The following is a 25,388-nucleotide window of genomic DNA, read 5'->3' as shown; positions in this document are numbered from 1 at the left end:
ATGGGCAGGTCCTCGCCACGCAGGGTGATGGGGGCCTCGGCGGTGCCGGCCTTGGCGCTGGCGTCGATGTTGAGCTTCTCTGTGTAGTGCCTCTCTGGACGCGGATGATTTCCCCCGGGCCCACCCGCGTCAGGGCCTTGGAGATGGTGCGCAGCGGCTTTTCACGCGAGCCATTCGCCGAGTCATTGCCAGACGGGCTGACGTACCACTCCCGAGCGTAGGCGCGCGGCTCCGGTGTTTGCGGCTCAGGGACGGGAGGCGGCTGCTCCACCACGGGCGTGTCGTCTTCGTCATCGTGGCCAGAAACGTCGTCGTTGTCGTTCCGCGGCGTGGGCGTCAGCATGTTGGAGGCCGAGGGCGAGCCGACAACGTTCCTTTCGCCGCGCCGTATTCTGCCGGAGGCCGCGCACGAGCCCTTCTCTGAATCCGCTCCCTCACTGTTCCAGCCGCAGGCGGAGTGCTGGCTGCGCCAGTCAGTCGAGCAGGGGAGTGGGACTTCAGTCCGGCGCGCGGGTGCTGCCCAGAATCCAGGAAAGGTACGGCGCGTGCCCCTCCGCGATGTCCACGCGCAGCACCTCCGGGACGTTGTAGGGATGCAGTTCGACGATGCGCGCGCGCAGCGGCTCGAAGAGGGCCGCGCGCGTCTTGAGGAGGAGCAGGACCTCAGGCTCGTCCTGGACCTTCCCCTCCCACCGATAGATGGAGCGCAAGCCGGGAACGATGTTGCCGCAGGCTGCGAGCTGCGCCTCCACCAGCGCGCGGGCCAGCTCGGCGGCCTTGTCCTCGGTGGGCGCGGTGACGAGGACGATGATGGCGTCAGTCATGGAAGCAGGATGCGCGAAGCCTCCGCCGGCCGTCGAGCGGGATGGCGCAGACAGCCGTCCCGCGTGACGTGACTATCGTCCCTGGGGCCGCCCGTTGCCCGCTGCATGGTGCATGGGCGCGTTCATTTCCTGTCGGGGGCGGCGCCGGTCCGGCGTCTCCTTCGGAAACTCGACGAAGGTGCACAGCTCGCACAGCCGGCTGTAGATGCGCTCGCCCACGCGCTCTCGCAGGAGCTCCGCCTCTCGGGCCGCGCTGCGCGAGTCGTCGGTGGTGCGGTAGCCCGACGGCGCCGCGCTTCGCATGGCGCGCCTCTCCGGCTCCAGGGAGTAGTTCGTCGCGAACAGCGTGGTGCGGCCCGCGTTGTAGCGGCGGGCAATCAGCTCATCGAGGGTCTCCATCTCAAAGGGGCTTCCGCGGCCCTTGCCCAGCTCGTCGATGGCCAGCACCTCCACCTCCGACAGGGGTCCGATGATTTCGCCGCCGCTCTTGCCCTCCTGAAAGCCACGCCGGATGGTCGCGTAGAGGAGGGAGATTTCGACGTAGCGCCCACGCACGCCCAGCTCCAGCGCCAGGTGCGCCAGCGTCGCCGCCAGGAGGTGGGTCTTCCCGGTACCTACAGGCCCGCTGATGATGTAGCCCTTAGACGACCCGCCTTGGACGTATTGATAGGCGAACTGCATCGCCACACTCCGGCCCCTGTCTTGTGCCTCCTCATAGGAGCGGTAGTTCTCAAAGTTCGCATGCGCTGCTGAGGCAGGCAGCCCCAGCGCATCGAAGCGAGCAATGCGCGTTCGCAGCTTGGTGCATGTGCACGTCTCCATCACCTCATAGCGCCGGGGGCCCATCTTCTGGCTGAACTCGCCCTCGCGCTCGACCAGCACGTGCCCGCGCCCCCCGCACACCGAGCAGTGCTCGGAGCACGCGCAGATGCGCGCCTGGGCCTGGTCCCCGCGGCGCTCGATGACATAGGTCCGCCCGCCGCACACACCACACGCCTCGCCATTCGCCTTTGGAGCCATCTCACGCACCGCCATACCAGAGCCTCTCCTCGGCCGTCAGTCCACTGAACGGGCAGTCAGGCGTCCCGCCCACCTACATCTCCTTCACGCCCAGCCGCCGGCGCACCGTCGCCAGCACCCGGAAGCGCCGGGACACCTTGCGGGCGCGCGGCGACATCACCTGTTGTTCCGCGGACGCCGCCAGGGCCTCACGCCACACGGCGCACCGGTCCAGGAAGGGCAGGGCGCGCAGCACCAGCAGGAACGCCAGCGCTTCCTGGGCATCCATGGCCGCCGGCTCTTCCGGGACATGCGCCAGGACGGTGATGCGCAGGTTGCGCACACGGTGCGACAGCGCTTCGTTCCGCCCCGCCAGGTCCTCGAGCGCCGCGCACAGCCGCGCGTGCCGCGTCTCTTCCCAGGAACGGGCCCGCTTGCGCTTGGGGCTGGAGGAGGGTTCCTCACCCGCGCCCGCCGCCAGCTCCCGGTACTTCTTGATCTCCGACTCCACCTGCCGTCGGCACGCGCGCAGCGAGCGCAGCACCGGCTCTCCGGGCCGCGCGTCCCAGAGGGCCTTCTCCGCCGAGCGGGAGATGCCGCGCGCCACCACCTCGAAGGGAACGCCTTCCCGGGCCCAGGTCGTCAAAAGCTCGGTGTCCAGCGCGGAGAGCATCAGCCCCGCACCACGCACAGCGAGGAAGTAGTCCTGCACCAGCTCTTCGAAGCTGGCGCTTTCGGGGAGGAGACTCATGATCCGACGCGTACTCCAGTGCAGGGAGGCCGGACAACCGACCGTCCGTTCCCCCATACCTGGCAGGTCCGACATGGCAACTCCAGCGCGCCGATTTTCACAGCGAATCTGGAAGATTTTGAACCGACGCTCCCCGAGGAAAGCAGGCGGCCAGTCAGTGTTGACCCGCCGCGCGGAAACCGCGCATAGTGAGGGTCCCCGAATGGAAATTCCCGAAGATTCCCGGACACTTGCCTACCAAGCAAGCAACTGGGGACGCCGGTGCCCCTCTCCTAGGAAGACCATGCGCCGTTCGCTTCTCGTCTGCCTCGTCCTCCTGGCCACGGCCTCCGCCGCCCAGGAGAAGAAAGCCCCGCGCGATGCCGATCTCGGCCGGAAGTCCGCCACCGCGGTGGACAAGTCCCTGGCTGGCGACATCACCCGTGAAAAGAAGAAAGAAGAGGTCGCCCCCGCGCTCCAGTACGACCAGTTCCGGCTGGGCGTCGAGCTGCAGGTGGCCTCCAAGCGGCGCGAGCAGATCCAGTCGCTGAAGAAGATCATCTCCCTGTCGCCGGATCCGAAGGAGGCCCCCAGCCTCCTGTTCCGCCTGGGCGAGTTCTACTGGGAGGAGTCCAAGTTCTTCTTCTTCGAGGCCAACCGGAAGGATGACGACCTCATCCAGGCCATGAACCGCAACGACGCCGCGGGCCAGCAGCGGGCCAAGGCGGAGAAGGCGGAGTTCAGCGCGAAGCAGAAGGAGTACGGCAAGCTCGCGGTGGAGCAGTACACGAAGATCGTCCAGGAGTACCCGAACTTCGAGCGCACCGACGAGGTGCTCTTCTTCCTCGGCCAGTACCTCATGGAGGATGGCCAGGACCGCAAGGCGCTGGTGGCCTTCAAGCGCCTGGTGGAGAAGCACCCGCAGTCGAAGTTCATCCCGGACGCCTACTTCGCCTTCGGCGAGTACTACTTCAACAACTCCAAGGGGAAGCGCCCGGAGCTGGAGAAGGCGCTGGTGGCGTACAAGAAGGCCGCCGAGTTCCCCGAGAGCCAGGTGTACGCCTTCGCCCTCTACAAGCAGGGCTGGTGCCACTACAACATGGGCGACTTCGAGTCGGCCAAGGACAAGTTCAAGACGGTGGTGCTCTACGGTGAACTCGCCGGCGCCAACGCTCTGGAGAAGGACGGCGGCAAGGGCGGCGGCCGAAGCTCGCTGCTGCGCGAGGCGCGCACCGACTACGTGCGGGCGTTCGCGCACCACGGTGACGTGGCGCAGGCCCGGGCGGAGTTCGGCAAGGTGGCCACCAACCCGGAAGACCGCTTCACGATGCTGAAGCAGTTGGCCAACCTGTACTACGGCGATGGCAAGGACCGCGAGGCGGCCATCACCTACAACGGCCTCATCAAGGAGAAGCCGCTGTCCCCCGAGGCGCCTGGTTTCCAGGGCCGCATCGTCGACTGCATCCTCCGCATGGGCAACAAGGAGCGCACCGTGGTCCAGGTGCGCCGGCTCGTGAAGATCATGAAGGAGGTCGAGGGCTCCGGAGTCATCAAGGAGGACAAGGACAAGAAGCTGCTGGCGGAGGCGAAGGAGCTGTCCGAGCGCACGCTGTCCAACCTCGCCGTCACCTGGCACAACGAGGGCAAGAAGACGCGCAACGAGGAGACGTTCCGCTACGCGGACGCGGTGTACAGCGACTACCTCACGCTCTTCCCGGAGAACCCCAAGGCGTACGACCTGCGCTTCTTCTGGGCCGAACTGCTGAACGACAGCCTGCAGAACTTCGACAAGGCCGCCGCCAACTACACGCTCGTCGTGCTCCAGGACGCCAAGGTGCTGGAGGCCAAGGACGACAAGGGCAAGCCGAAGCCGGGCAAGCCGGGCAAGTGGCTGCAGAACGCCGCCTACAACGCGGTGCTGGCCTACGACGAGGTCGTCAAGGCGGGCGAGGCGCGGGGCGAGGGCAAGAGCGAGGCGGTGGGCTCGGACATCACCAAGAAGGCCACCATCCCCACGCTGAAGAAGGCGCTGCTCGACGCGTGTGAGCGCTACCTCAAGTACGTGCCCAAGGGTGAGAAGCGGGTGGAGATCGCCTTCAAGGCGGCCAACATCTACTACCGCCACAACCACTTCGACGAGGCGGTGCTGCGCTTCAGCGAGATCGCGCTCGGCTACCCCGAGTACAAGTTCGAGAACGGCGAGCGCGCGGCGGAGATCTCCGCCAACCTCATCCTCGACTCGTACCACCTGCTGCAGGACTACGCGAAGGTGAACGAGTGGGCGCGGCGCTTCTACGCCAATGACAAGCTGGCGGTGGGCAAGTTCCGCGACGACCTGGCGAAGCTCATCGAGCAGTCGTCCTTCAAGCTCGTCAGCCAGCTGGAGGAGAAGAAGGAGTTCGAGAAGGCCGCCGAGGCGTACCTCGCCTTCGTGAAGGACTTCCCGCAGACGGAGATCGCCGACCTGGCGCTCTACAACGCGTCCGTCGACTACTACAAGGCGAAGCGCCTGGATAAGGCCATCGAGGTGCGCAAGCGCCTGTTCGCCGAGTACCCGCGCTCCAAGCACGTGCCGGACTCCATCTACGCGAACGCGGAGGCGCTGGAGGCCATTGGCGACTTCGAGGACGCGGCGGCAACGTACGAGGCCTACGTGCGCGGCTACGAGCGCAGCCTGGGTGACAAGGGCAACGCCAAGGCGCGTGGTGGCGGCAAGAAGAAGCGGGGCGCGGTGGACGACAACAAGCCCGCGGTGGTGCAGAAGTGGGACGAGTCCAAGGCGCAGGTGGCGCTCTTCAACGCCGCCACCTACCGAGAGGGCCTGGGCCAGGTGAAGGCGGCGCTGCGCAACCGCGAGCACTACCTGACGCTGTGGCCGCGCGCGAAGGACGCCGACGAAATCCGCCTCTCCATCATCGACCTGACGGCCAAGAGCGGCGCCGCGTTCAAGGCCATCAAGATGCTGGAGGAGTACGAGCGCGACAACATGCGCTCCCCCAGCCGGTTCCTGGCCGCCGAGGGCCGCATCGTCGACCTGTACAAGAAGATGGGCAAGACGCGCGACGTGGCCCGCATGCAGAAGCGCATCTTCGAGCACTTCGACCAGCTGCCCCGCCGCGTGCAGGGCTCGCTGGAGAAGCCGGCGCTCGCCACGGCCGCGCAGGCGCAGTTCCTGTCGGTGGACCTGGACTGGAACGAGTACCGGCGCCTGAAGCTGTACTGGGGTGCTCCGCCGTCGCCGGACCGCTTCAAGGCGAGCATCCAGGACAAGAGCCGCGCGCTCCAGGTGGTGGAGAAGAAGTACGTGCAGACGGTGACGCTGGGCGCGCCCGAGCCCGCCATCTGCGCGCTGCACCGCATTGGCCTGGCGTATGACCACTTCGCCGACCGCCTCATCAACGCGCCCATGCCGCGCGGCCTGGATGAGGAGTCGGAGCAGGCGCTGCGCGACGAGTTCGCCAACCAGGCGCAACCGCTCAAGGACAAGGCGACCGAGGCGTTCTCCGCCACGGTGGCCAAGAGCCGCGAGCTGGACGTCTACAACGATTGCGCCGCGGAGAGCCTGAAGCTGCTGCGCACCACGTACCAGCCGGACCGCTACCCCGACATGCCCGATGAGAAGGTGGCGCTGAAGGGCCGCGTGCAGCTCATCGGCGGCGACCTGCTGGCCAACATCCAGGACGTGCCGCCGCCGGCGCCCAAGGCGGCGGACGCGCAGCAGGCCCGGGCGGAGACGCTGCAGGAGGACCTGACGGACCTCACCGCGCAGCTGCGCTCGCAGACCGAGACTCAGGTGGACGCCCGCCCGGCGGCCACCACCAACGGCGCCACTCCCGCGAAGCAGGGCGGGAATGACGAGGAGCCGGAGGACTTCCTCTAATGAACCGGACCACCCGCACCATGCGCCTGTTCCCCCTGTTGGCGGCCGTCTCGCTGGCCGCCGCCGGTTGTACGTCCTCCAAGGCCACCGGCCCGAGCACCAAGACGGCGGATCCGAACGCCGGCAAGACGGAGGCCCTGCAGCCCATCTCCAACACGGCCAAGGCCCGCTTCGAGGACGCGCTGAAGGCGTTCGACACGCAGAAGAAGGCCAAGGCCATCGACTACCCGTCGCTGGAGCGGAAGTTCCAGTCCGCTCTGGAGGCGGACGGGAACCTCGCCGAGGCCGACTACAACCTGGGCGTGCTCGCCGAGCGTCAGGGCAAGCTGACCGAGGCGCGCAACCATTACAAGACGGCGCTCACGAAGAAGCCCTCGCTGCGTCAGGCCTCTGAGAACCTGGCGGTGATGGAGCAGAACGCGGGCAACGTCGCCGGCGCGGTGGCGCTGTACCAGGAGGTGCTCCAGCGCTACCCGGATGACGCGCAGTCACGCGCGCGGCTGGCGGAGATCTTCCGGCAGCAGGGGGACCACACCAAGGCCATGGACCTGACGCGCGCCGCGCTGATGCGCGACCCGCAGTCCACCACCGCGTTGAAGGTGATGATCCGCAGCTACCTGGATCGCAAGCAGCTCGCCATGGCGAAGCTGGTGGCCCTGCGCGGCGTGAAGCTGGACGCGGCGGACCCGGAGCTCCACCACGCCGTGGGCCTCATCCTCCTGCAGGAAGGGGACGTGGATGACGCGCGCCTGTCCTTCAAGAAGGCGCTGGAGGTTCGCGAGGACTACGTGCCGTCGCACGTGGAGCTGGCGCAGCTGGCCCTGGCCGCGGAGAACTACCCCACCGCCGAGCAGCACCTGCGCCGCATCCTCCAGGCGGACGGGAAGAACGCCGCCGCGCACCTGGACCTGGGCGTCGCCTACAAGGGCATGGGCCAGTTCGACAAGGCCATGCAGGAGTACGACGAGGCGGAGAAGCTCGACCCCGAGCTGGCGGCCGTGAACCTCAACCGCGCCATCATCCTCCACAAGGTGAAGGACGCGCCCGAGCGCGCCTCGGAGCTGTACCGCAAGTACATCGCCATGGCCGGCGGTGAGGTGGCGCTGCCCGCCGAGGCCCCCGTGTTCGCCCTGCTGCGCGAAGTGGAGGTCGTCGTCAACGCGAAGCGCGAGGCCAAGTTCGCCGAGGAGCAGGCGAAGCAGATGGAGGAGCTGCAGAAGCAGCAGCAGGCCCAGATGCAGGCCGCGGAGAAGGCGGCCGGGACGGCGAACCCGCCCGCCACCACCGCGACGCCGGCTTCCGGCACGGGCCCCGCGCCCCAGGTCACTCCCGCCAGCGGCAACACGCCGCCAGCGCCCGCCCCCGTAAACGGAAACTCCGACCAGAAGAATGCAGGCTCGGCGGAACCCGGGGAGCCGGAAGACGACCTGCTGTGAAAGTTGGGACGCCCCCGAGTGCCTTCGCTGTGGCGGGGGCGCGGGGGATGATGCGAACCTTGTGTTTCCCCCTCATCCGGGGATTCGGTGTGCGAAGGGGCCTTCGGGTCCCTTCCGGGAGGCAGTGATGCGGAAGGCGTTGATGCTGTGTGCGGTGCTCGCGGTGACGCCCGCCCTGGCCCAGGACGAGGGCTCGAACCCGGGTGGTCCAGGGGAGGGCAATGTGCGCTACTCCAAGACGACCAACATCGACTTCGAGGACGACACCATCGAGGGCGACCTCACGAAGCCGGATGGCGAGTACATCGATGCGCGTGAGCGGGTGAAGCACTCGAACCTCATCCGCATCCGCGAGGACTTCGAGGACAAGGTGATGCAGTCCGTGGGCGAGCTGTAGCCAGCGCCACAACGCGGCGGGAACCCACCGCCGCGCGCGTTGTCTGACGCCGTACCCACTTTACGTTGGAGCCCCCATGGCCGTTCCTCTGACACTCAAGGTCTTCAAGGGCGACTCGCTGGTCGCCTCCAAGGACTACGAGCGCGACATCATCAAGATTGGCCGTCTCTCCTCGGCGCACCTGTGCCTGGAGGATGAGAAGGTCAGCCGCATCCACTCCGTCATCGAGGTCGCCAGCGACGGCGCCATGTCCATCATCGACATGGGCAGCGTCGAGGGCACGTACGTCAACGGCAAGCGCGTCACCAAGGGGCTCCTCTCCTTCGGCGATGAAATCCGCGTGGGTGGCACCACCATCCGTCTGGAAAACCCGGCCGCGGTGGCCGCGGTGAACCTGGCGGCCGCGGCGGCCAGCTCGGAGGTGGTGACGGAGAAGAATCCGGTCATCGCGGCGCCGGCGCCGGCCGAGAGCCTGGCGCAGGCCGCGGTGGCCGCTCCGGCCGTGGGTGCCATCGACCCGTCCTTCGCCGCCACCCAGCAGAACCCGGTGGCCGCTCCCGCCGAGCCCGCGCCGGCCCCCGTCGTGGCAGCGCCGGAGGAAGCCGCGCCGCGCGTGCGAACGGTTCGCCGCACGAAGTCCAGCGGCCCGTTGGGCGTGGGCCTGCGCTTCGCGTGGGGTGACCAGCGCGTGGGCGAGTTCTTCATGGCTCCCGGTAGGAAGGGGGCCTTCGTCGTCGGCAGCGCCGCGGGCGTGGACTTTGTCATGGGTGACGCCCGCCTGGGCGCCCCGAAGTTCGACGCGGTTCGTTCGGACGGCCAGTCCTTCACCGTTCGCTTCACCGCGAAGATGAAGGGCGAGCTCACCCGCAAGGGCGAGACGCTGGACCTGAAGGCCGTCATCGAGTCCGGCAAGGCCTCGCATGAGGGCGAGGCGTACTCGCTCACGCTGGACGCGGAGGACTTCATCTGGGTGGACCTGGGCGGCGTGACGCTTGAGGTGGCCTTCCAGCCCGTGCCCAAGCGCATCGTGGTGCCGCTGGGCGAGTCCATGGACTACACCGCGCTCAACATCTTCCTGGTGCTGTTCTTCATCGCGACGGCGTTCGTCATCACCGCGATGAACCGCACCGTCGCGGGGGACGAATACGCGGACGAGCTGTCGGCGGACAACGCCCGTATCGCCAAGCTCATCATCAAGCCGCCGGAGGCGCAGAAGAACAAGTTCCTCGAGCGCCTCAACCAGCAGAAGGAGCAGAAGAAGAGCGGGGAGATGGCGGCGAAGAACCGCGGCGACGAAGGTCAGATGGGCAAGAAGGAGGCGCCCAAGACCAACAATCGCACCGCGCCCAAGGGTGACCCGAACAAGAAGGACGAGGCGCGCGCGCTGACGGCGAAGATCTTCGGCGGCGGCAAGGGCGGCATCTCCACGGTGTTCGGCAAGAGCGGCCTGGGCGGCGACCTGAAGAGCGCCATGGGCAACATGTTCGGCGCCAAGGCGGGCAACTCCGGTGGCTTCGGTGGCATGGGGCTGCGCGGCACGAGCGGCGGCGGCGGCGGCACGGGTGACACCATCGGCATTGGCGGCATTGGCACCAAGGGCCGTGGCGGCGGCACCGGCACCTACGGCAGCGGCGTGGGCGTGCTGGGCGGCAAGCAGAGCGTCGACGTGGGCATCACCTCGTCCGACCCGGAGGTCATGGGCTCGCTGGACAAGGAGCTCATCCGCCAGGTCATCCATCGCAACCGCGGACAGATCCGCTATTGCTTCGAGAGCCTCCTCAACCGCTTCCCGAAGCTGGGCGGCAAGGTGGCGGTGAAGTTCGTCATCGCGGGCAATGGCTCGGTCGCCTCGTCGTCGGTGGCGCAGTCCACGGCGGCCAACGCGGAGCTGGAGACGTGCGTGGCCGGACGTGTTCGCACCTGGAAGTTCCCCGAGCCGAAGGGCGGCGGCGTGGTGGTCGTCACGTATCCGTTCATCTTCAAGCAGTCCGGCGAATAGCGCCGGGTGGCCTTTCTCCGGGTGGGCAGGCCTGACGCAGGTCTGCCCACCGCGCCTTTCCCCGGCTCCCACTCCCCCGAGGGGGCCGGGCCAACGTCAGGACCGCATGAAAGCCCTCGCCTCACTTGCCCTGTGCGCTTCGTTCGTTCTCCCCACGGTCGCGAGCGCCCAGCAGCCCACCACTGCCCAGGGTGACCGCCCGGCTGTCACGTTCGATGAAATCGAGCGAGGCATCTACTTCGCGGTGCTCGGTGGCCCCCTGTTCATCACCAACCCGCCGGCGGCCGAAGGCACGCCGCGTCCGTTCTCCTCCGGGCCCATGGCGCAGGTGGAGGTGGGCGTGGACCTGGGCGAGCACGTGTCCGTCGGCCTGTTCCTCATGGGCTCGAGCGTGCGGACGGGCGCTCAGTACGTGGGCAACTCCGGCGGCGCGGTGTCGGGTGACTTCTCCACCCTGATCCCCGGCGCGGTGTTGCGTGCTCGCCTGGTGGGGTTCGCTGACAGTCAGGAAGTGAAGCGCACCTGGTTCTATCTCCGTGCAGGTGCTGGCTATGCGATGTTCTCGCCGCAGCGGCTCCTCCCCGATTCCGACATTCTTGTGTTTGCCGGGCCCGGAGTGGAGTACTACACACGGCTGCGCCACTTTTCCGTAGGGCTCGAGGTGACGGGGCAGTACCTCGTCTCCGGGGGCTCGTTCGGGTTCGCGGTGGCGCCGAACATTCGCTACGCGTTCTAGCGGGAGAAAGACGTGCCTCAGGAGAATGGAAGCGGTGGGCCGCGCCCGGGTGGGCGTGGTCGTGACGGGGGTGCACCGGGCCAAGGTCCTCGCCGTGACGGACCGGGTGGTTTTGGTGGCCGTGGCGGGCCCGGACGCGGTGACGGCCGTGGGCGTGGAGATGGCCGTGGCCGCGGGCGTGATCGCGAAGAGGGCCCCGTGGGCCCTGGCCAGCGCGTCATCTCCGAGCTGAGCATCCTGGAGAAGGCGCTCTCCAAGACGGATTTCGGGGCGGAGAAGGCGCCGCTGCAGGCCATTGTCCGCTCGCTTCGGCCTATGCGGCTGAAGTCGCTGGACGACCTGGACCTGAACACGCGTGGCCGCCTCATCACCACGCTGCTGCGCGTGCAGCGTCAGCCGAAGCCGGCCGCGCCCGAGGCGCCCGCCGCCGCGGAGGCCGCTGCTCCCTCCGAGGCGCCGGCCCCGGTGGAGGCCGCCGCGCCCACCGAGGGTGAGGCTCTCGCCGAGGGTGGGGCGCCCGCCGAGGCACCTGCCGCCGCCGAGGGTGAGGCCGCCGCGCCCGCCGAGGCCGCTGCTCCCGCCGTGGACGCGGCGCGAGAGAAGTTCGATGCGTGGACGGACGTCATCTTCCTCGTCGGTCAGGCCTGGCGTGCCGCGGGTGATGCCGAGCGCGCGGAGGCGGCCTTCGCGGCCAGCGGCCGTCAGCCCGGTCCCGAGGCCGAGGAGCCCGTCGCGGCGCCTCGCTCCGAGGAGCGCCGTGAGCGTCCCGAGCGCGGGGAGCGCCGTGAGCGTGGCCCTCGGCCCGAGCGCGGTGAGCGTGCCGCTTCGGGTGAGCGTCGTGAGCGTCCGGAGCGCCGCGAGCGTCCTGCCCGGGGTGAGCGTCCGGAGCGTGCCGAGCGCCCGGAGCGTGGCGAGCGTCCGCTGCCGGAGCTGACGGGCACCTGGGACGAGCAGGCGAAGCAGCTCGAGACCATGGGCCGTACCCGCGACGCGGGCCGGCTGCACGAGCGCAACAACTCCTTCGCGGAGGCGGCTCGCCTCTTCGAGGCGGGTGGCGACCTCAAGAGCGCCCTGCGCAACGCCCTGGCCGGGAGCGACAACGACACGGCCCGCCGTCTGGTGGGGACGCTGCCGCCGGATCAGCTCGCGCCCACGCTGGAGAAGGCCGGCGCCTACGAACTCCTCATGGAGCACTTCGTCGGCAAGGGTGACTTCGAGAACGTGGCCCGCCTCTATGAGCGCGCCCGTCAGTTCGACCAGGCGGCGCTCGCCTACGAGCGTTCCGGGAAGCTCACCCTGGCGCGCAAGTCGTACGAGCGCGCCCGGGACATCGCCAGCGCCAACCGCATCCGTGGGCTCGAGGTGAAGAGCCTGGTGGAGCGGGGTGATCGGCTTGGTGCCGCCACCCTGTTGGCGGCCGTGGGCCAGCGCCGCGAGGCGGTGGAGGTCCTCAGCCCGCTGCCTCCGCCCAAGGCCTTCCACTTCATGCAGCGTCTGAAGCTGGACGACGAGGCGAAGGAGCTGGCGCAGAAGGAGCTGGCCCGGGCCGAGCAGGAGCAGAAGCCGGCCGGCCGCGCCCGGTGGCTGGAGCTGCTGGGTGACCTCGCCGCCGCCGCCGAGGCGTGGGAGGGCGCTGGCCGCAAGGACAAGGCGCTCCCGCTCCACGAGAAGCTTGGCAACCTGCCTCGCGCCGCTCAGCTCGCGGAGGAGCTGCAGCAGCGTGACAAGGCCATTGCCCTCTACACTCAGCTGAACGACAGCGCGGGTGTGGAGCGTGCGAAGGCGCTTCCGGAGACGACCGCACCTGCCCAGGCCCCCGCGGCGGATGCGGCGGACGGAAGCGAGGGTGGCGAAGGTGGCGAGACGCCGCCTGATGCCCCCTCGGCCGGGTAGCAAGAAGGCCAATGATTCCCGCCGTTTGGCGGGTTTTGCAGGATTGCTCGGGGGCGCTGGCGACCGGTAGAGTTCCGGTCTCTGGCGCCCTCGCTGCTTTTTCTTTCCATTCCAAGGCCCGCCCCTCCATGCAACAGCCCACGCCCTCGTCGCGTCCCACGCTGCGCGTGTCCGATGACCGCACCTTCGTCGAAACCGAAGCGGCACTCGACAAGGCCGGCCGTGTCGAGGAATTGATTCGCCTCTACGAGGGGCGCTCGCGCGATGTCGTCTCCGATGAAGCGGTGCGCCTGCTGTGCCGCGCCGCGGAGCTCGCGCATGATCGGCAGCGCAACACGCAGCGCGCGGAGGAACTGCTCAAGCGCGCGTTGCTGGTGGCGAAGGATCCGCTCCCCGCGCTCCGAGGCCTGAAGCGGCTGCACGAGTCGCGGCAGGATGGCGCCGCGCTGGCGGACGTCCTGGAGCGGTTGGGCGGCGTCACGCAGGGCGAGGAGTGCGCGGGCCACTACCTGAAGGCGGCCGACGTCTACGAGCAGAAGTTGTTCCGGCGCGACCGCGCGGTGCTGTGCCTGCAGCGTGCGGCGCGCGCGAAGCCGGACCGCGCCACCTTCCGGCGCGTGCGTCAGTTGCTGTTGTCGGAAGAGCGCTTCCAGCCGGCCTTCGAGGCCTTGGAACGCGAGCGCGCGGCGCTGGGGGACGCGGGCATGGCGGAGGAGTACGCCGCGCTCGCCGAGCGGCTGGTGGACGACCCCACCGAGCATGAACTGGCGCAGCGGGTGGTGGATGTCGCCCAGGCGTTGGAGCCGCAGAACGCGCGGCTGGAGAAGACCGCGCGCGCGTTGCAGCGCTTCGAGCAGACGTGGCGTGACCGCGTGCGGATGCTGCGCAGCATGTCGCTGGAGGAGCGCGACAGGAAGAGCGCTGCGCGCCTGTCGCTGCTCGTGGCGAAGCTCTTCGCCTGGTACGACCCGGGCGCGGCTGCGAAGGTGAAGGAGGCGCTGGACCGCTGCTTCCTGCTGTGGCCGGGCATGCCCGAAGGCCTGTCGCTCATCGAGAAGCTGACGCTGCGCTCGGGCGGTGATTTCGCGCCGGCGATCGAGCAGATCGAGGCGATGGCGGGCGAGGTGAAGGACCGCACCGCGCAGGTGGACCTGTGGCTGCGCGTGGGCACGCTGCGCCTTGGCCGGATGAACGACGCGGACGGCGCGCTGGCGGCCTTCGAGAAGGCCGTGGCGGCGGACCCGTCCCGCGCGGACGCGGCCAGCCTGGCGGCCGAGCAGCTCCTGGAGAAGGGCCGGGCTCCGGAAGCCGTCGCGGTGCTGGAGCGCTATCTGGGCACGGTGAAGGACCGCTCCACCCAGGCGGGCATGCGGCTGCGGCTGGCGGACCTGTTCCTGACGCAGCTCAAGGACGCGGACGCCGCGCGTGAGCACCTGGAAGCGGCGCTGAAGCTGGACCCCACGCAGGCGTTGGCGGCCTTCCAACTGGCGCGGCTGTTGGCCGAGGACGACGAGCTGGAAGCCGTGGTGCCGCTGCTGGACCTGGCCCTGCTGGCGCCACGTCCGCGCCCGGAGCGGGTGGCCTTCTGCGAAGCGCTCGCGCTGATGTTCGAGGAGAAGGACGACGCGCGCGGGGCCTTCGAGGTGCTGTCGCGCGCCCTGGAGCTGGATCCGGGCCGTCCGCTGCTGTTGGGCACGGTGGTGGAGCACGCGGAGAAGGCCCAGGTGCAGCCCGCGCTGGCGCTAGCCCTGCAACGCGCGGCGGAAGCGGCGCCGGTGGCGGAGGTGGCGGCAACGATCTGGCGGCAGTTGGCCCAGTTGCTCCAGGGCCCCCTGGCGGACCCGTCGCGCGCGGAGGCCGCATGGCGGGAAGTGCTGGCACGCGCGCCGGGTGACGCGGCCGCCGTGGAGGCGGTGAAGTCGCTGCAGGCGGCCGCGGCGCTCGCGGACGACCCGAAGGCGCGGCTGGAGGCGGACGTGGCCCGGCGCGAGGCAGCCGGCGCGGCGCCCGAGGACCTGGAGCCATTGGCGCGTCAGTTGGTGCAGCTCGCGCCAGAGGATGCGGCGGGCGTGCAGCGACTGCAGGCGCTGTGCGTGGCCTTGTCGAAGTTCGACGAGGCAGCGGCGCTCGCGGGACGGTTGGCGGGCCTGGCGGAGACGCAGCTGGAGCGCAACGAGTGGACGGCGCGCCAGGCGAAGCTGTACGCCGAGCGGTTGGGGCGTCAGGAGGACGCGACGGACCTGTTCCTCGGCCTGCTCTCCGAGAACGTCTCCACCGGCGTGGTGGTGGGCGGACTGGAGCGGCTGGCGGCGGCGGGCATTCGCACGGCGGAGGTGACAGAGGCGCTGGCGGCGCACTACGGCCGCAGCGGCGACCACCAGCGGCAGGTGGCGGCGCTCCAGCAGCAGTTGGAGGTGACGACGGAGCCCACGGCCCGCAAGCGCCTGTTCTCGTTGCTGGCCAGCATCCATGAGAAGCAGCTCGCGGACAGCCGCGCGGCCTTCGACGTCCAGGTGCGCGCGCTGCGCGAGGACGCGAAGGACGAGGGCACCCGCGCGGAGGCGCTGAGGCTGGCCAGGGACTTGTCCGCGCACGCGGAGCTGGGGCGTGTGCTGCGCACGCTGGCCTCCGAGTCCGAGGACCCCGCGGTGGCCGTGCCGTTGCTGCTCGAGGCCGCGAGCCTGGCGGAAGAGGGCGCGCTCGCCGCGGAGGCCATCGCGGCGCTGGAAGCGGCGGTGACCCGTGCGCCCGAGTCGAACGCGGTGCTGCAGCGGCTGGTGCGTCTGTACGGGCGCGCGGGTCGGTCCGCGGACGCGGAAGGACTGCTGCGCAAGCGCATCCAGGGCGCGCGTGGGCAGGAGCGGTTGGAGCTGCTGCTTCAGTTGGTGGACCTCAACTCGGAGCTGGGACGCGATGCGCAGGCGGCCGAGGCGCTGCAGTCCGCGCTTTCGCACGGCGCCGAGGAAGGCCGGCATCTGCCGCGTCTGGCGGAGCTGTACGAGAAGGCGGGCCGGACGCGCGAGCTGGGAGACACGCTGGCGCGGATGATTGCGCTGGCCGAGTCCGCGGGTGACGCGGACAGAGTGGCGCGACTGAAGCTGCGCCGTGCGCACCTGCTGCAGGAGTCGCAGGATGGCAGCGCGGAGGCGGTGCAGAGCTTCGCGGACATCCTGCTCCAGCGCCCCACGGACCCGGATGCGCTGGCGGCACTGGAGGCCATGCTCGCCTCGGGCTCGGCGCGCGAGGCCGCTGCGCGTGTGCTGGTGCCTGCCTTCGAGCGCACCAAGGACCACCGCAAGCTGGTGGCCACGTTGGATGTTCTGGCGGAAGTGGCGAAGGACGACGCCGCGCGAGTGCAGGCACTGCGACACGCGGCGCAGGTGCACCTGACGCACCTGCGGCAGCCGGAGCTGGCCTTCGCGGCGCTGGCGCGCGCACTGCGCCTGGCGCCCGGTGACGCGGGGCTGCGCTCGTCGGCGCGGCAGGCGGCGGAGGACGCGGACTCGCTGGACAGCTACGCGGAAATCATCGCGGAGCTGGCGGAGGAAGGGGACGTCGGCTCCGCGCGACTGGCGCTGCTGCGCGAGCTGGCCGAGGTGCAGGAGAAGAAGCTGGACGACAAGGCCGGCGCGGTGAAGGCGCTGCGCGACCTGCTGGCCATCGAGCCGGGCAACCTGGACTGCCTGCGCGCCCTTCAGCGCTTGCATCGCGCGGGGGAGGAATGGGCGGCGCTCGCCGAGGTGCTGGAGAAGCTGGCCGCGGCATCGCCGGAGCCCGCCGAGCAGCTGGCATTCTTGCGCGAGGCGGCGCTGCTGCACGAGACGAAATTGATGGACAAGGAGAGCGCCGCGGACGCCTGGCGCGTCATCGCGGAGCGCGACCCGGCGAGCCGTGAAGCCGCGGCGACCCTGGACCGGCTCTACACCGAGAGTGGCCGTCACGCCGACCTGGCCTGGGCGCTGGCGCTGCGCCGCAACCAGGAAGGGCAGAGCCCGCAGGGGCGTGAAGTCTCCTTCCGTCTGGCGGAACTCCAGCGCACGGTCCTGGATGACCCGAACGCGGCGCTGGGCCTCTACCGGAAGATCCTGGCCGAGGATTCGGGCCATCCAGGTGCGCGCGCGGCGCTCGAGGCCTGGGTGAAGGCAGCAGTGCCCGCGAGCGGCGCGGCGCTGGATGTGCTCGACCCGGTGCTGGTGCAGGTGGGCGACCACGCCCGCCGTGTGGCGCTGCGTGAAGCGCGGATGACTTCCGCGCTCACCGTGGAGAAGATCCTCCTCTCGGGAGAGGTTCGCCGCATCTACGAGCGCGACATGCTCCAGCCCTCGCTGGCGTTCATGTCCGCGGTGAAGTCCTTCGCGCAGGGGCTGGACCGGGAAGGCGTGCAGCCGGACCTGGAGCGGCTGGCGCGCGAGACGGGCTCTCACGAGGTGCTGGCCGAAATCTACGAGACGGCGGCGACGGAGCTGAACGCGGGGGACCCCGCGGCGCTGGAGCTGCTGCGGCGCTCGGCGGAGCTGCGCGAGTCGTTGGACCAGCCCGAAGAGGCTGCGCGGCTGTGGAAGAGCCTGCTGGCGGACGCGCCTCAGGACCGGCAGGCGCTGGAGGCCCTCTCCCGTCTGTACGAGAAGGGGGAGAACGCCAAGAGCCTGTCGGAGGTCTACACGCGTCAGGCGCAGCTCGCCACCGACCCGGAGGAGCGCGTGGGGCTGCTCCTCAAGGCGGGCGAGGCGTACGCGAACGCGGGTGAAGACGCGAAGGCCATCGAGACGTATCGCTCCGCGCTGGCGCTCCGGAAGGTGCCCGAGGGCCTGCTCGCGCTGGAAAAGCTCTACGCGAAGTCCCGGCGCTTCGTGGAGCAGGCGGACGTGCTGGACCAGCTCGCGGATGGCGCCGCGGATGAAGGCGCACGGCGCAACTGGCTGCTGAAGCGCGCCCAGCTCCTGGAGAAGGAGGTGGGGCCGGCGGAGTCGCTGCCGGTGTACCGGCGTCTGCTGGAGCTGGCGCCTGGAGACGGACAGGTGGTGGCGGGCCTGGAGCGGCTGATGGCGCACGAGGCGCCTCGCTCCGAAGCGGCGCGCCTGCTGGAGCCTGTCTACCGGGGCGTCAACGACACCCGGAAGCTGGTGGACGTGCTCGAGGTGCTGCTGCCGGGCGTGGCGCCCGAGCGGCGGCTGGAGCACCTCCAGGAGATCGCCACCCTGCGCGAGGCGCTGGGGCAGACGTCGCTCGCCTTCGTCGCACGCCTGCGCGCCTTCAACGAGGCGCCGCAGGAAGCCGCGGTGCGCGACGAACTGGAGCGGCTCGCGGCCGACTCCGGTGCGTTCGAGGAGGTGGCGGCGGCCTACGAAGACCAGCTGGAGCTCGGCGCGCAGGATCCGCTCGCCGGTGACTTGTGGCGGCGCCTGGCGGGCATCTACGACAACCGCCTCAAGCGTTATGACCTGGCCGTCCGTGCGATGGAGGAGATGTCGCGCAGGGACCCGAAGAACAAGTCGGTGTTGGACGCCATCGCCCGGGTCCACCGCCGCACGGGCGCGCACCGCGAGCTGGCGCTCGTCATGCGCCGTCAGGTGGCGGCCGAGGCGAACGCGTCCTCGCAGGTGAACCTGCTCTTCGAGCTGGCGCACCTGGCCGAGGAGACGCTGGCGGACAAGTCGCTGGCGGCGCAGTCGTACCGGGAAATCCTCGGACTGCGGCCGGAGAACGCCAACGCGCTGAAGCTGCTGGGGCGGGTGCTCGCGGAGATGGAGCGCTGGCCGGAGCTGGCGCAGCACATCGAGCGGGAAATCCAGCTCGCGGACGAGCGTGGCGCCCAGGAAGAGGCGTCCGACCTTCGAGTGCGCTTGGGCCGGCTGAAGGTGTCGCGTCTGGACGACCCGCGCGGCGCACTGGAGCTGTACCAGGCCGTGCTGGAGCGCCGGGCGGGGCATGCCGGTGCGGTGGGCGCGCTGGAGGAGATGGCGCGCTCGGAGAGCCCGCTGCGTGGCGCCGCGGCCAGCGCGCTGGAGCCCGTCTTCGCCTCGGTGGGCAACCACCTGAAGCAGGTGGAGATGCTGGAGTCCCGTGCCTCGGCGGAGGCCGTGCCGCAGGAGCGCGCAGCGCTGCTGCGCCGCATCGCGGAAATCTACGCCGGCTCGCTGGAGAACGCGGAGATGGGCTTCCTGGCCGCCACGCGCGCGCTGCGCGAGCTGCCAGATGATCTGCGTTCGTTGGAGCTGTGCGTCGCGCTGGTGGACAAGGCCGAGGCGCCCGAGGAACTGGCCGCCATCCTGACGGAGGTGGTGGGCAAGGCAGGGGATGCGTCACGCGCCGAGCTGTACCGCGCGCTGGCCCGCATCCAGACGGACCTGGGCGAGCCCTCCGAGGCGCTGGTGTCGTGGAAGCGCGTGCTGGAGCTGCGGCCCACGGACACCGAAGCGCTGGATGGCACGGTGCGGCTGGTGGCGTCGCAGGGCAAGCCTACGGAGCTGCTGGAGGTGCTGCGCCGGCAGCTCGCGGTGGCGGAGGACCCGGCGCGTCGCGCCACGGTGCTCTTCCAGATGGGCACGCTGCAGGAGGAGCAGCTCAATGATGCGCTGGGCGCGCTGGCCACCTTCCGGCGCCTGCTGGAACTCAAGCCGGACGACCTGCCCACGCTGGAGCGCATGGAGGCGCTCTGCCAGAAGCAGGAGCGTTGGCCGGAGCTGGCGGACGCACTGGCTCGCCGCATCGCGCTGATTTCCGCGGAGGAGGGACTGGAACTGAAGTTCCGTCTGGCCATCGTGCGCGAGTCGCGGCTGCTGGACCGCACAGGCGCGCTGGCGCTGTACGGCGAGGTGCTGTCCGTGCAGGCCAACCATGCGGGCGCGGTGGGCCGCATGGAGGCGCTGGTGGCCCGCGAGCCGCAGAACCTGCTCGCGGTGGAGACGTTGCTGCGTGCCCTTCGCATCAGCGGCGACATCACGCGCCTGGCGCAGGTCATCGAGACGCGCGTGGGCGTGTCGGGCGACGCATTCGAGCGCAAGGCGCTCCTGGGCGAGCTGGCCACGCTGCGGGAGTCCCAGGAGGAGTCGGAGCTGGCCTTCCTGGCCCTCTTCCGCGCCTTCAAGGAAGACCCGAACGACGCCGCCGTCCGTGCTCGGTTGGAGAACGCGGCAGATGCGTCCGCCAGCTATGACGAGCTGCTGGCCGCGTACGAGGAGGCTCTGCCGCGCGTGGCCGAGGCCGCGGATGCCGCGCAGGTCTGCCTCCGGTTGGGACAGATGCTGGAGACGAAGCTGCGCGACTCGGACCGCGCCATCTCCTACTACGAGCGTGCGCGCACGCTGCACCCCACGGTGCAGGAGCCGTCGCTGGTGGCGTTGGACAGGCTGTACCTCCAACTGGAGGCCTGGCCGGAGCTGGCGGGCATCTTGGAGGCACTGGTCGCTGGCGTGACGGAGCCCTCGGACCGGGTGGGCTACTTGTTCCGCCTGGGCCAGCTCTACCAGGAGCGGCTGGACAGCCCGGACCGCGCGGCGGGTGCCTACGAAGGCATCCTGGCGTTGGACCCGGAGCACCTCGCGTCGGCGCGGCTGTTGGAGGGCATCTACGAGTCGGCGGGCGCGTCGGAGAAGCTCTACGGCATCCTGAAGCTCCAGGCGGAGAAGGTGTCTGGCGCCGAGCGCGACCGCGTGCTGGCGAAGATGGCGCAGGTCTCCGCCGAAGGACTGGCGGACCTGGGCGGGTCCATCGACCTGTACCGCGAGCTGCTGGCGAAGAACGCGCGCAACGAGCAGGCTTTCTCCGCGCTGGAGTCTCTCTACGAGCGCGCCGACCGGCCGCAGGACCTGCGTGAGCTGCTGGAGGGCCGGCTGGCGGTGACGCTGGACCCCCGCGAGGTCGTGCGGCTCAATGAGCGCCTGGGCCGCGTCGTGTACCGCCTGCTGAAGCAGCCGGAACAGGCCGTGCCGTACTTCAAGGCCGCGCTGGACCGGGATGCACGTCACCGTGGCGTGCTCGACACGCTGCGCGAGCTGTACGACGAGACGGGCCAGCGTGAAGAGTTGGTGGGCGTGCTGCGCCGGCTGATTCCTCTTCAGGAGAGCAGTGACGGCGTGAAGGCGCTGCGTCTGCGCCTGGCGGAAGTCCTGGCCGGCATGGGCCGCCGCGAGGAGTCCCTGGACGCCGCCCGGCGCGCGCTGGAAGTGGAGCCGCACCAGGTTCCCGAGCTGGACCGCGTGCACGAGCTCTTCGTCTCATTGCGTGCGTGGAACGACGCGGTGCGCGCGCTGGAGTTGAAGGTGCAGGTGCACCTCCTGACGGAGGAGCGTGAGCAGGCTGTCGCTGCTTACTTCGCGGTGGCGGACCTGTGGGTGGGGCAGGGCGGCAAGCCCGAGCTGTCCTCGGGCGCGCTGGAGAAGGTGCTCGAGCTGGACCCCGCCAACCGCACCGCCTACGAGCGCGCGTGCGACCTGTACCGGACGCACAACGACTGGCGTGCGTACGCCCAGGTGATGGACCGCTACATGCCCCACCTCGTCACGGACGAGGAGAAGCTGGCCGCGCTGCGCGAGCTGGCCCGGGTGCAGGAAGCGCGGCTGGGACAGAAGGACGTGGCCTTCCTGGCGCTGTGCCGTGCGCTCCAGTTGGACGCGTCGGACGACACGCTGCGCGAGGAGGTGGAGCGGCTGGCCGACGAGACGGGCAGCCACGAGGAGCTGGCCGCCGTCTACGAGGAGGTCGCCGACGAGCTGCCGCGTGGCGCACTGGCCGAGCGGCTCTACGCGACGCTGGCGCGTGTCCACGACACGCACCTGGATGACCCGCAGGCGGCGGAAGCGGCGTTCCGGAAGATTCTCGAGTTCGACCCGACCAACGCCACCGCGCTGGATGGGCTCGCCGCGGTGTTCCAGCGGCGTGGCCGTCAGCGTGAGTACGTGGTGGCGCTGGAGCAGAAGCTGGAGGCCGCCGGCTCCATCGAGCAGCGCAAGGGCATCCTCCGCGAGATTGCCCGCGTCTGGGACGAGCAGTTGGAGGACCCCGTCGAGTCCGCCAGCGCGCTGCTGCGTGCGTTGGAGCTCGAGCCCGACGCGGAGACGCTCGGCGTGCTCACCGCGCTGTACCGTCGTCAGCGGTCGTGGCCGGACGTCGCGTCCACGCTGCTTCGGGCCAGGGACCTGGCGGACAGCATCGAGGAGCGCGCGCGCATCCAGGTGGAGGTGGCGGGCGTCTACGAGCGTGACATCGGCGACGACGAGTCGGCGGTGGCCGCGTACCGGCAGGCGCTGGAGCTGGACCCCGTCAACCGCGAGGCGCTGGACTCGCTGGAGCGGCTCCACACGCGGTTGGACCACCCGGCGGACCTGCTCGCCATCTACGAGCGGATGTTGGAGCTGAGCGAGGACTGGCGCGAGAAGATTCGCGTCCTCTTCCGCAGCGCGACCATCTGGGAGGACAAGTACCAGAACCCGGCGAACGCGGACGTCTGCGTGGAGAGCGTGCTCGCCATCGATCCGCAGAACGTCCAGGCCATCAAGACGCTCATCCGGCTGCGCCGGGCGCAGGCGCGGTGGGAGGACCTCATCGCGGCGTACGAGCGGCAGCTCGCGCTGGCCGTCAGCCCGCAGGAGCAGGCCGAGCTCTACGTGGACATCGGCAACGTCCAGTACCAGCAGCTCAAGGCGCTGGACCGCGCGGTGAACAACTACCACGCGGCGCTCGCGGTGGACGCTGAGTGCCGTCCGGCGTTGCACGCGCTGGGCACGATGTACGAGCGCAGCGGCAACTGGCCCTTCGCGCTGGAGATGCTGTCGAAGGAGGCGGAGCTCGCCGGGCAGTCAAAGGACGCGGTGGAGCTGTACTACCGCCTGGGCAAGATCAACGAGGACATGCTGATGGACACGGGCAGCGCCCGGACCGCCTATCAGCAGGCGCTCGCGGTGGACCCCGGCCACCTGCCCAGCATCCGCGCCCTCAAGGGCATCCAGGAGCAGGAGAAGGACTGGAGCGGCTACGAGCAGACCCTGCGTCAGGAGGCGGAGCAGACCGAGGACCCGGCCGCCAAGGGCCGCGCGTTGCTGGACGTCGCGCGCTACCACGCGGAGACGCGCGAGGACCGGGACACCGCCACCGGCTACTGGCAGGAAGCGCTGAAGCACATCCCGGACAGCCTGGAGGCCGCGCGCCCGCTGTCGGACGTGTACATCGCGCATGAGGACTGGGCCTCCGGCGAGCGGATGCTGGACATCGTCACGCGGAAGATGGCGGAGATGGCGGTGGCGGACAAGGACTCCGTCTCCGCCGCGGACCTCTGCCGTCAGCTCTACCGCCTGGGCTACGTGGCGGAGAAGCTGGGCAAGCGTGACAAGGCGCTGGGCTGCTACGAGAAGGCCTACGAGCTGGACGCGACGTACCTGCCCGCGCTGGAGGGCTACGGCAACCTGCTGGTGCAGACGCGCCGCTACGAAGGCGCGCTCAAGGTCTTCCAGACCATCCTCATCCACCACCGCGAGGAGCTGACGGACCTGGAGGTGGTGGAGGTGTACTGGCAGCTCGGCGACATCCACGCCGCGCTGAACCAGACGGACCGCGCGCAGAACCACTTCGAGAAGGCGCTGGCCATCGATCCGGGCCACGAGCCGACGCTGCGCGCGTTGGTGGCGCTCCTGGAGAAGCAGGGCCAGTACGAGAAGTCCGCCGAGCTGCGGCAGCAGTTGGTGGGTGTGCTGGAGGGCGAGGCCCGCGCGAAGGTGTGCCTGGAGCTGGGCCGCATCGCGCGTGACGAGCTGCACGACCCGTACATGGCCATTGACGCCTTCACCAACGCGCTCAAGTCCCAGCCGGACGCGCCGGAGGTGATGGACCAGCTCTACGTCCTGCTGCGCGAGACGCGTCAGGGCCAGAAGGCGGCGGACGTGCTGGCGCGCATGTTGGCGCTCCCCGCGCTGGGCCTGGAGCCGCACAAGGCCAAGCGCGTCTGGTTCGCGCTGGGCGAGCTGCGCCGCGATGACCTGAAGGACGTGGAGGGCGCCACCGAGGCCTTCAACGCCGCCCTGGACCTGGACCCGCGCTTCGTGGAGGCCTTCAGCGCGCTGGAGGCGATGCTCGGCGCGGCGCGCCAGTGGAAGCAACTGGAGGAGAACTACACGAAGATGCTGGGCCGGCTGCCCAAGACGCCGGAGACGCACGTGGCGCGCATGGCGCTGTGGCGCGCGCTCGGCGACCTGTACCTCCAGGTGCTGAAGCACCCGGAAGGCGCGGTGGCCGCGTACGGCGTGGCCGCCAAGGGCCTGCCCGAAGACGCGGCGGTGCAGGAGGCCTTCGCGGACCTCGCCGGACAGATGCCGGGCCGGGAGGACGAGGCCATCGCCGCGCTCCGCCGCGCGCTGCCGAACACGACGGACCCGCGCAAGGTGGTGGGCGCGCTGGTGCGTTTGTCCGCGCTGCGCAAGAACTACGATGGCGCCTGGCTCGCCGCGCAGGCGGTGTCCGGTCTGCTGGGCGAGGCAGGGGAGGACGAGCAGGAGATCCTCACCAAGTTGGGGCCCTACGCGAAGAACAAGGAGAAGGTGGAGCCGCGTCCGCTGAACGACCAGCTGTGGCACAACCACCTGTTCCATCCGAAGGCGCGCGGCCCGCTAGCGGAGCTGCTGGGCCTCCTCTTCGCGAAGGTGGGGCACCTGTACGCGGTGCCGTCCCAGCAGTACCAACTGGTGCCCAAGCGCCACCGCATCGACGTGGCCAGTGCGCCCGAGTACCACGTCCACCACTATCGGTACGTGGCGCGCGTGCTGGGCATGGAGGCGGTGGAGCTGTATTCGCCCTTCCTCGTGGCGACGCGCGAGCGGATGGCGAAGCGCTCCAACGAGCCGGCGCCCGAGCCGCTCATCAACGTGGAGTTGCTCCAGACGCACCCGGCCTCGCTGCGCGTGGGCGGCAAGTACTTCGCGGAGCAGGGCCAGAAGGAGGTCTATTACCTCCTGGGCCGCACCCTGGCGCTGGCGCGCTCCGAGCTGGCCTTCAGCCAGCGCGTGGCCCCCGAGCGGCTGGAGGCCATCCTCCAGGCGGCGCTGAGCCTCGTTGTGGGCAACGTGCGCATCGCGGAAGCGCAGCACCTGGTGGAGCCGGAGCGTCGGCTGCTGGAGCGGAGCCTCAACGAGCCGGACCGCGCGGTGCTGGCGAAGGCGGCGCGTGCCTGGTTGCCCACCGCGACGCCGCAGGCAGTGCGGCAGTACCTGGAGGGCGCGGAGCTCACCGCGGCGCGGGCGGGTCTGCTCGCTGCGGGAGAGATGGAGCCGGTGCGCCGCATGGTGCAGGGCGAGACGGGCTCCGCCTTCCGCGTCCCGGTGCGTAACAAGCTGCGAGAACTGTTGGTGTTCGCCACCTCCGAGGACCTGCACGAGCTGCGCGTCGCCGTGGGTACGCACGTGGAGGTACAGGTGCGCAGGTAGGGACAGACCCCGACGTGGGGTCGTACGTTAAAAGGCAGGCGGGCGGACTTGGCTCCGAACCTTGACCCCTCCGTCTGCCACTTC

The 25,388-nt window shown here is 69.9% G+C and carries 11 protein-coding genes and 1 pseudogene; 8 read left to right on the top strand and 4 right to left on the bottom strand.

Annotated features, from left to right (window positions below):
* Positions 1–130: 130 nt before the first annotated feature.
* The 4 genes and pseudogenes from FMQ63_RS23960 to FMQ63_RS23945 all read right to left on the bottom strand — a co-directional run.
* A pseudogene (locus FMQ63_RS23960) lies at positions 131–343 on the bottom strand (hypothetical protein); the annotation flags it as partial.
* Positions 344–497: 154 nt separating this feature from the next.
* The gene (gene cutA / locus FMQ63_RS23955; protein WP_011554856.1) at positions 498–824 is read right to left on the bottom strand and encodes a divalent-cation tolerance protein CutA; all 327 of its coding nucleotides are present in this window, start codon (positions 822–824) and stop codon (positions 498–500) included.
* A gap of 72 nt (positions 825–896) precedes the next feature.
* Positions 897–1,859 carry an ATP-binding protein gene (locus tag FMQ63_RS23950; RefSeq protein ID WP_011554855.1) on the bottom strand — a complete coding sequence of 321 codons (963 nt, stop codon included), beginning with the start codon at positions 1,857–1,859 and terminating at the stop codon, positions 897–899.
* 58 nt (positions 1,860–1,917) lie between these two features.
* A complete protein-coding gene (locus tag FMQ63_RS23945) occupies positions 1,918–2,574 on the bottom strand; it encodes a hypothetical protein (protein WP_171443714.1) in 657 nt (218 codons plus the stop codon).
* Between the two features lie 283 nt (positions 2,575–2,857).
* Here FMQ63_RS23945 and FMQ63_RS23940 point away from each other — a divergent pair, with 283 nt between their 5' ends.
* The 8 genes from FMQ63_RS23940 to FMQ63_RS23910 all read left to right on the top strand — a co-directional run bounded on the left by FMQ63_RS23940 (position 2,858) and on the right by FMQ63_RS23910 (position 25,304).
* On the top strand, positions 2,858–6,433 hold the full coding sequence (locus tag FMQ63_RS23940; RefSeq protein ID WP_026114273.1) for a tetratricopeptide repeat protein: 3,576 nt from the start codon (positions 2,858–2,860) through the stop codon (positions 6,431–6,433).
* Positions 6,433–7,869 carry an adventurous gliding motility TPR repeat lipoprotein GltE gene (gene gltE / locus FMQ63_RS23935; protein ID WP_011554852.1) on the top strand — a complete coding sequence of 479 codons (1,437 nt, stop codon included), beginning with the start codon at positions 6,433–6,435 and terminating at the stop codon, positions 7,867–7,869. Before FMQ63_RS23940 ends, gltE begins: the two co-directional genes overlap by 1 nt.
* A 127-nt stretch (positions 7,870–7,996) precedes the next feature.
* Positions 7,997–8,266, top strand: coding sequence for an adventurous gliding motility protein CglF (cglF, locus tag FMQ63_RS23930; protein WP_020478881.1), 270 nt, complete (start codon positions 7,997–7,999; stop codon positions 8,264–8,266).
* Between the two features lie 76 nt (positions 8,267–8,342).
* Positions 8,343–10,265 (top strand): adventurous gliding motility protein GltG, encoded by a 1,923-nt coding sequence (gene gltG, locus FMQ63_RS23925; RefSeq protein WP_011554850.1) that lies wholly within the window; start codon positions 8,343–8,345, stop codon positions 10,263–10,265.
* Positions 10,266–10,371: 106 nt separating this feature from the next.
* Positions 10,372–11,001, top strand: a complete 630-nt coding sequence (cglE, locus tag FMQ63_RS23920; protein WP_011554849.1) for an adventurous gliding motility protein CglE — start codon at positions 10,372–10,374, stop codon at positions 10,999–11,001.
* A 25-nt stretch (positions 11,002–11,026) separates the two neighbouring features.
* Positions 11,027–11,233 carry a hypothetical protein gene (locus tag FMQ63_RS37545; RefSeq protein ID WP_171452319.1) on the top strand — a complete coding sequence of 69 codons (207 nt, stop codon included), beginning with the start codon at positions 11,027–11,029 and terminating at the stop codon, positions 11,231–11,233.
* Positions 11,200–12,894 carry a DEAD/DEAH box helicase gene (locus FMQ63_RS23915; RefSeq protein ID WP_171452318.1) on the top strand — a complete coding sequence of 565 codons (1,695 nt, stop codon included), beginning with the start codon at positions 11,200–11,202 and terminating at the stop codon, positions 12,892–12,894. Before FMQ63_RS37545 ends, FMQ63_RS23915 begins: the two co-directional genes overlap by 34 nt.
* Before the next feature lie 128 nt (positions 12,895–13,022).
* Entirely contained in the window at positions 13,023–25,304 is a 12,282-nt protein-coding gene (locus FMQ63_RS23910) for a tetratricopeptide repeat protein (RefSeq protein WP_020480789.1), read from the top strand.
* Positions 25,305–25,388 lie beyond the last annotated feature (84 nt).

This window comes from Myxococcus sp. CA005, from assembly GCF_006518205.1.
Taxonomy (GTDB): Bacteria; Myxococcota; Myxococcia; order Myxococcales; family Myxococcaceae; genus Myxococcus; species Myxococcus xanthus.
This window is presented reverse-complemented; position numbering and strand designations above follow the sequence as displayed.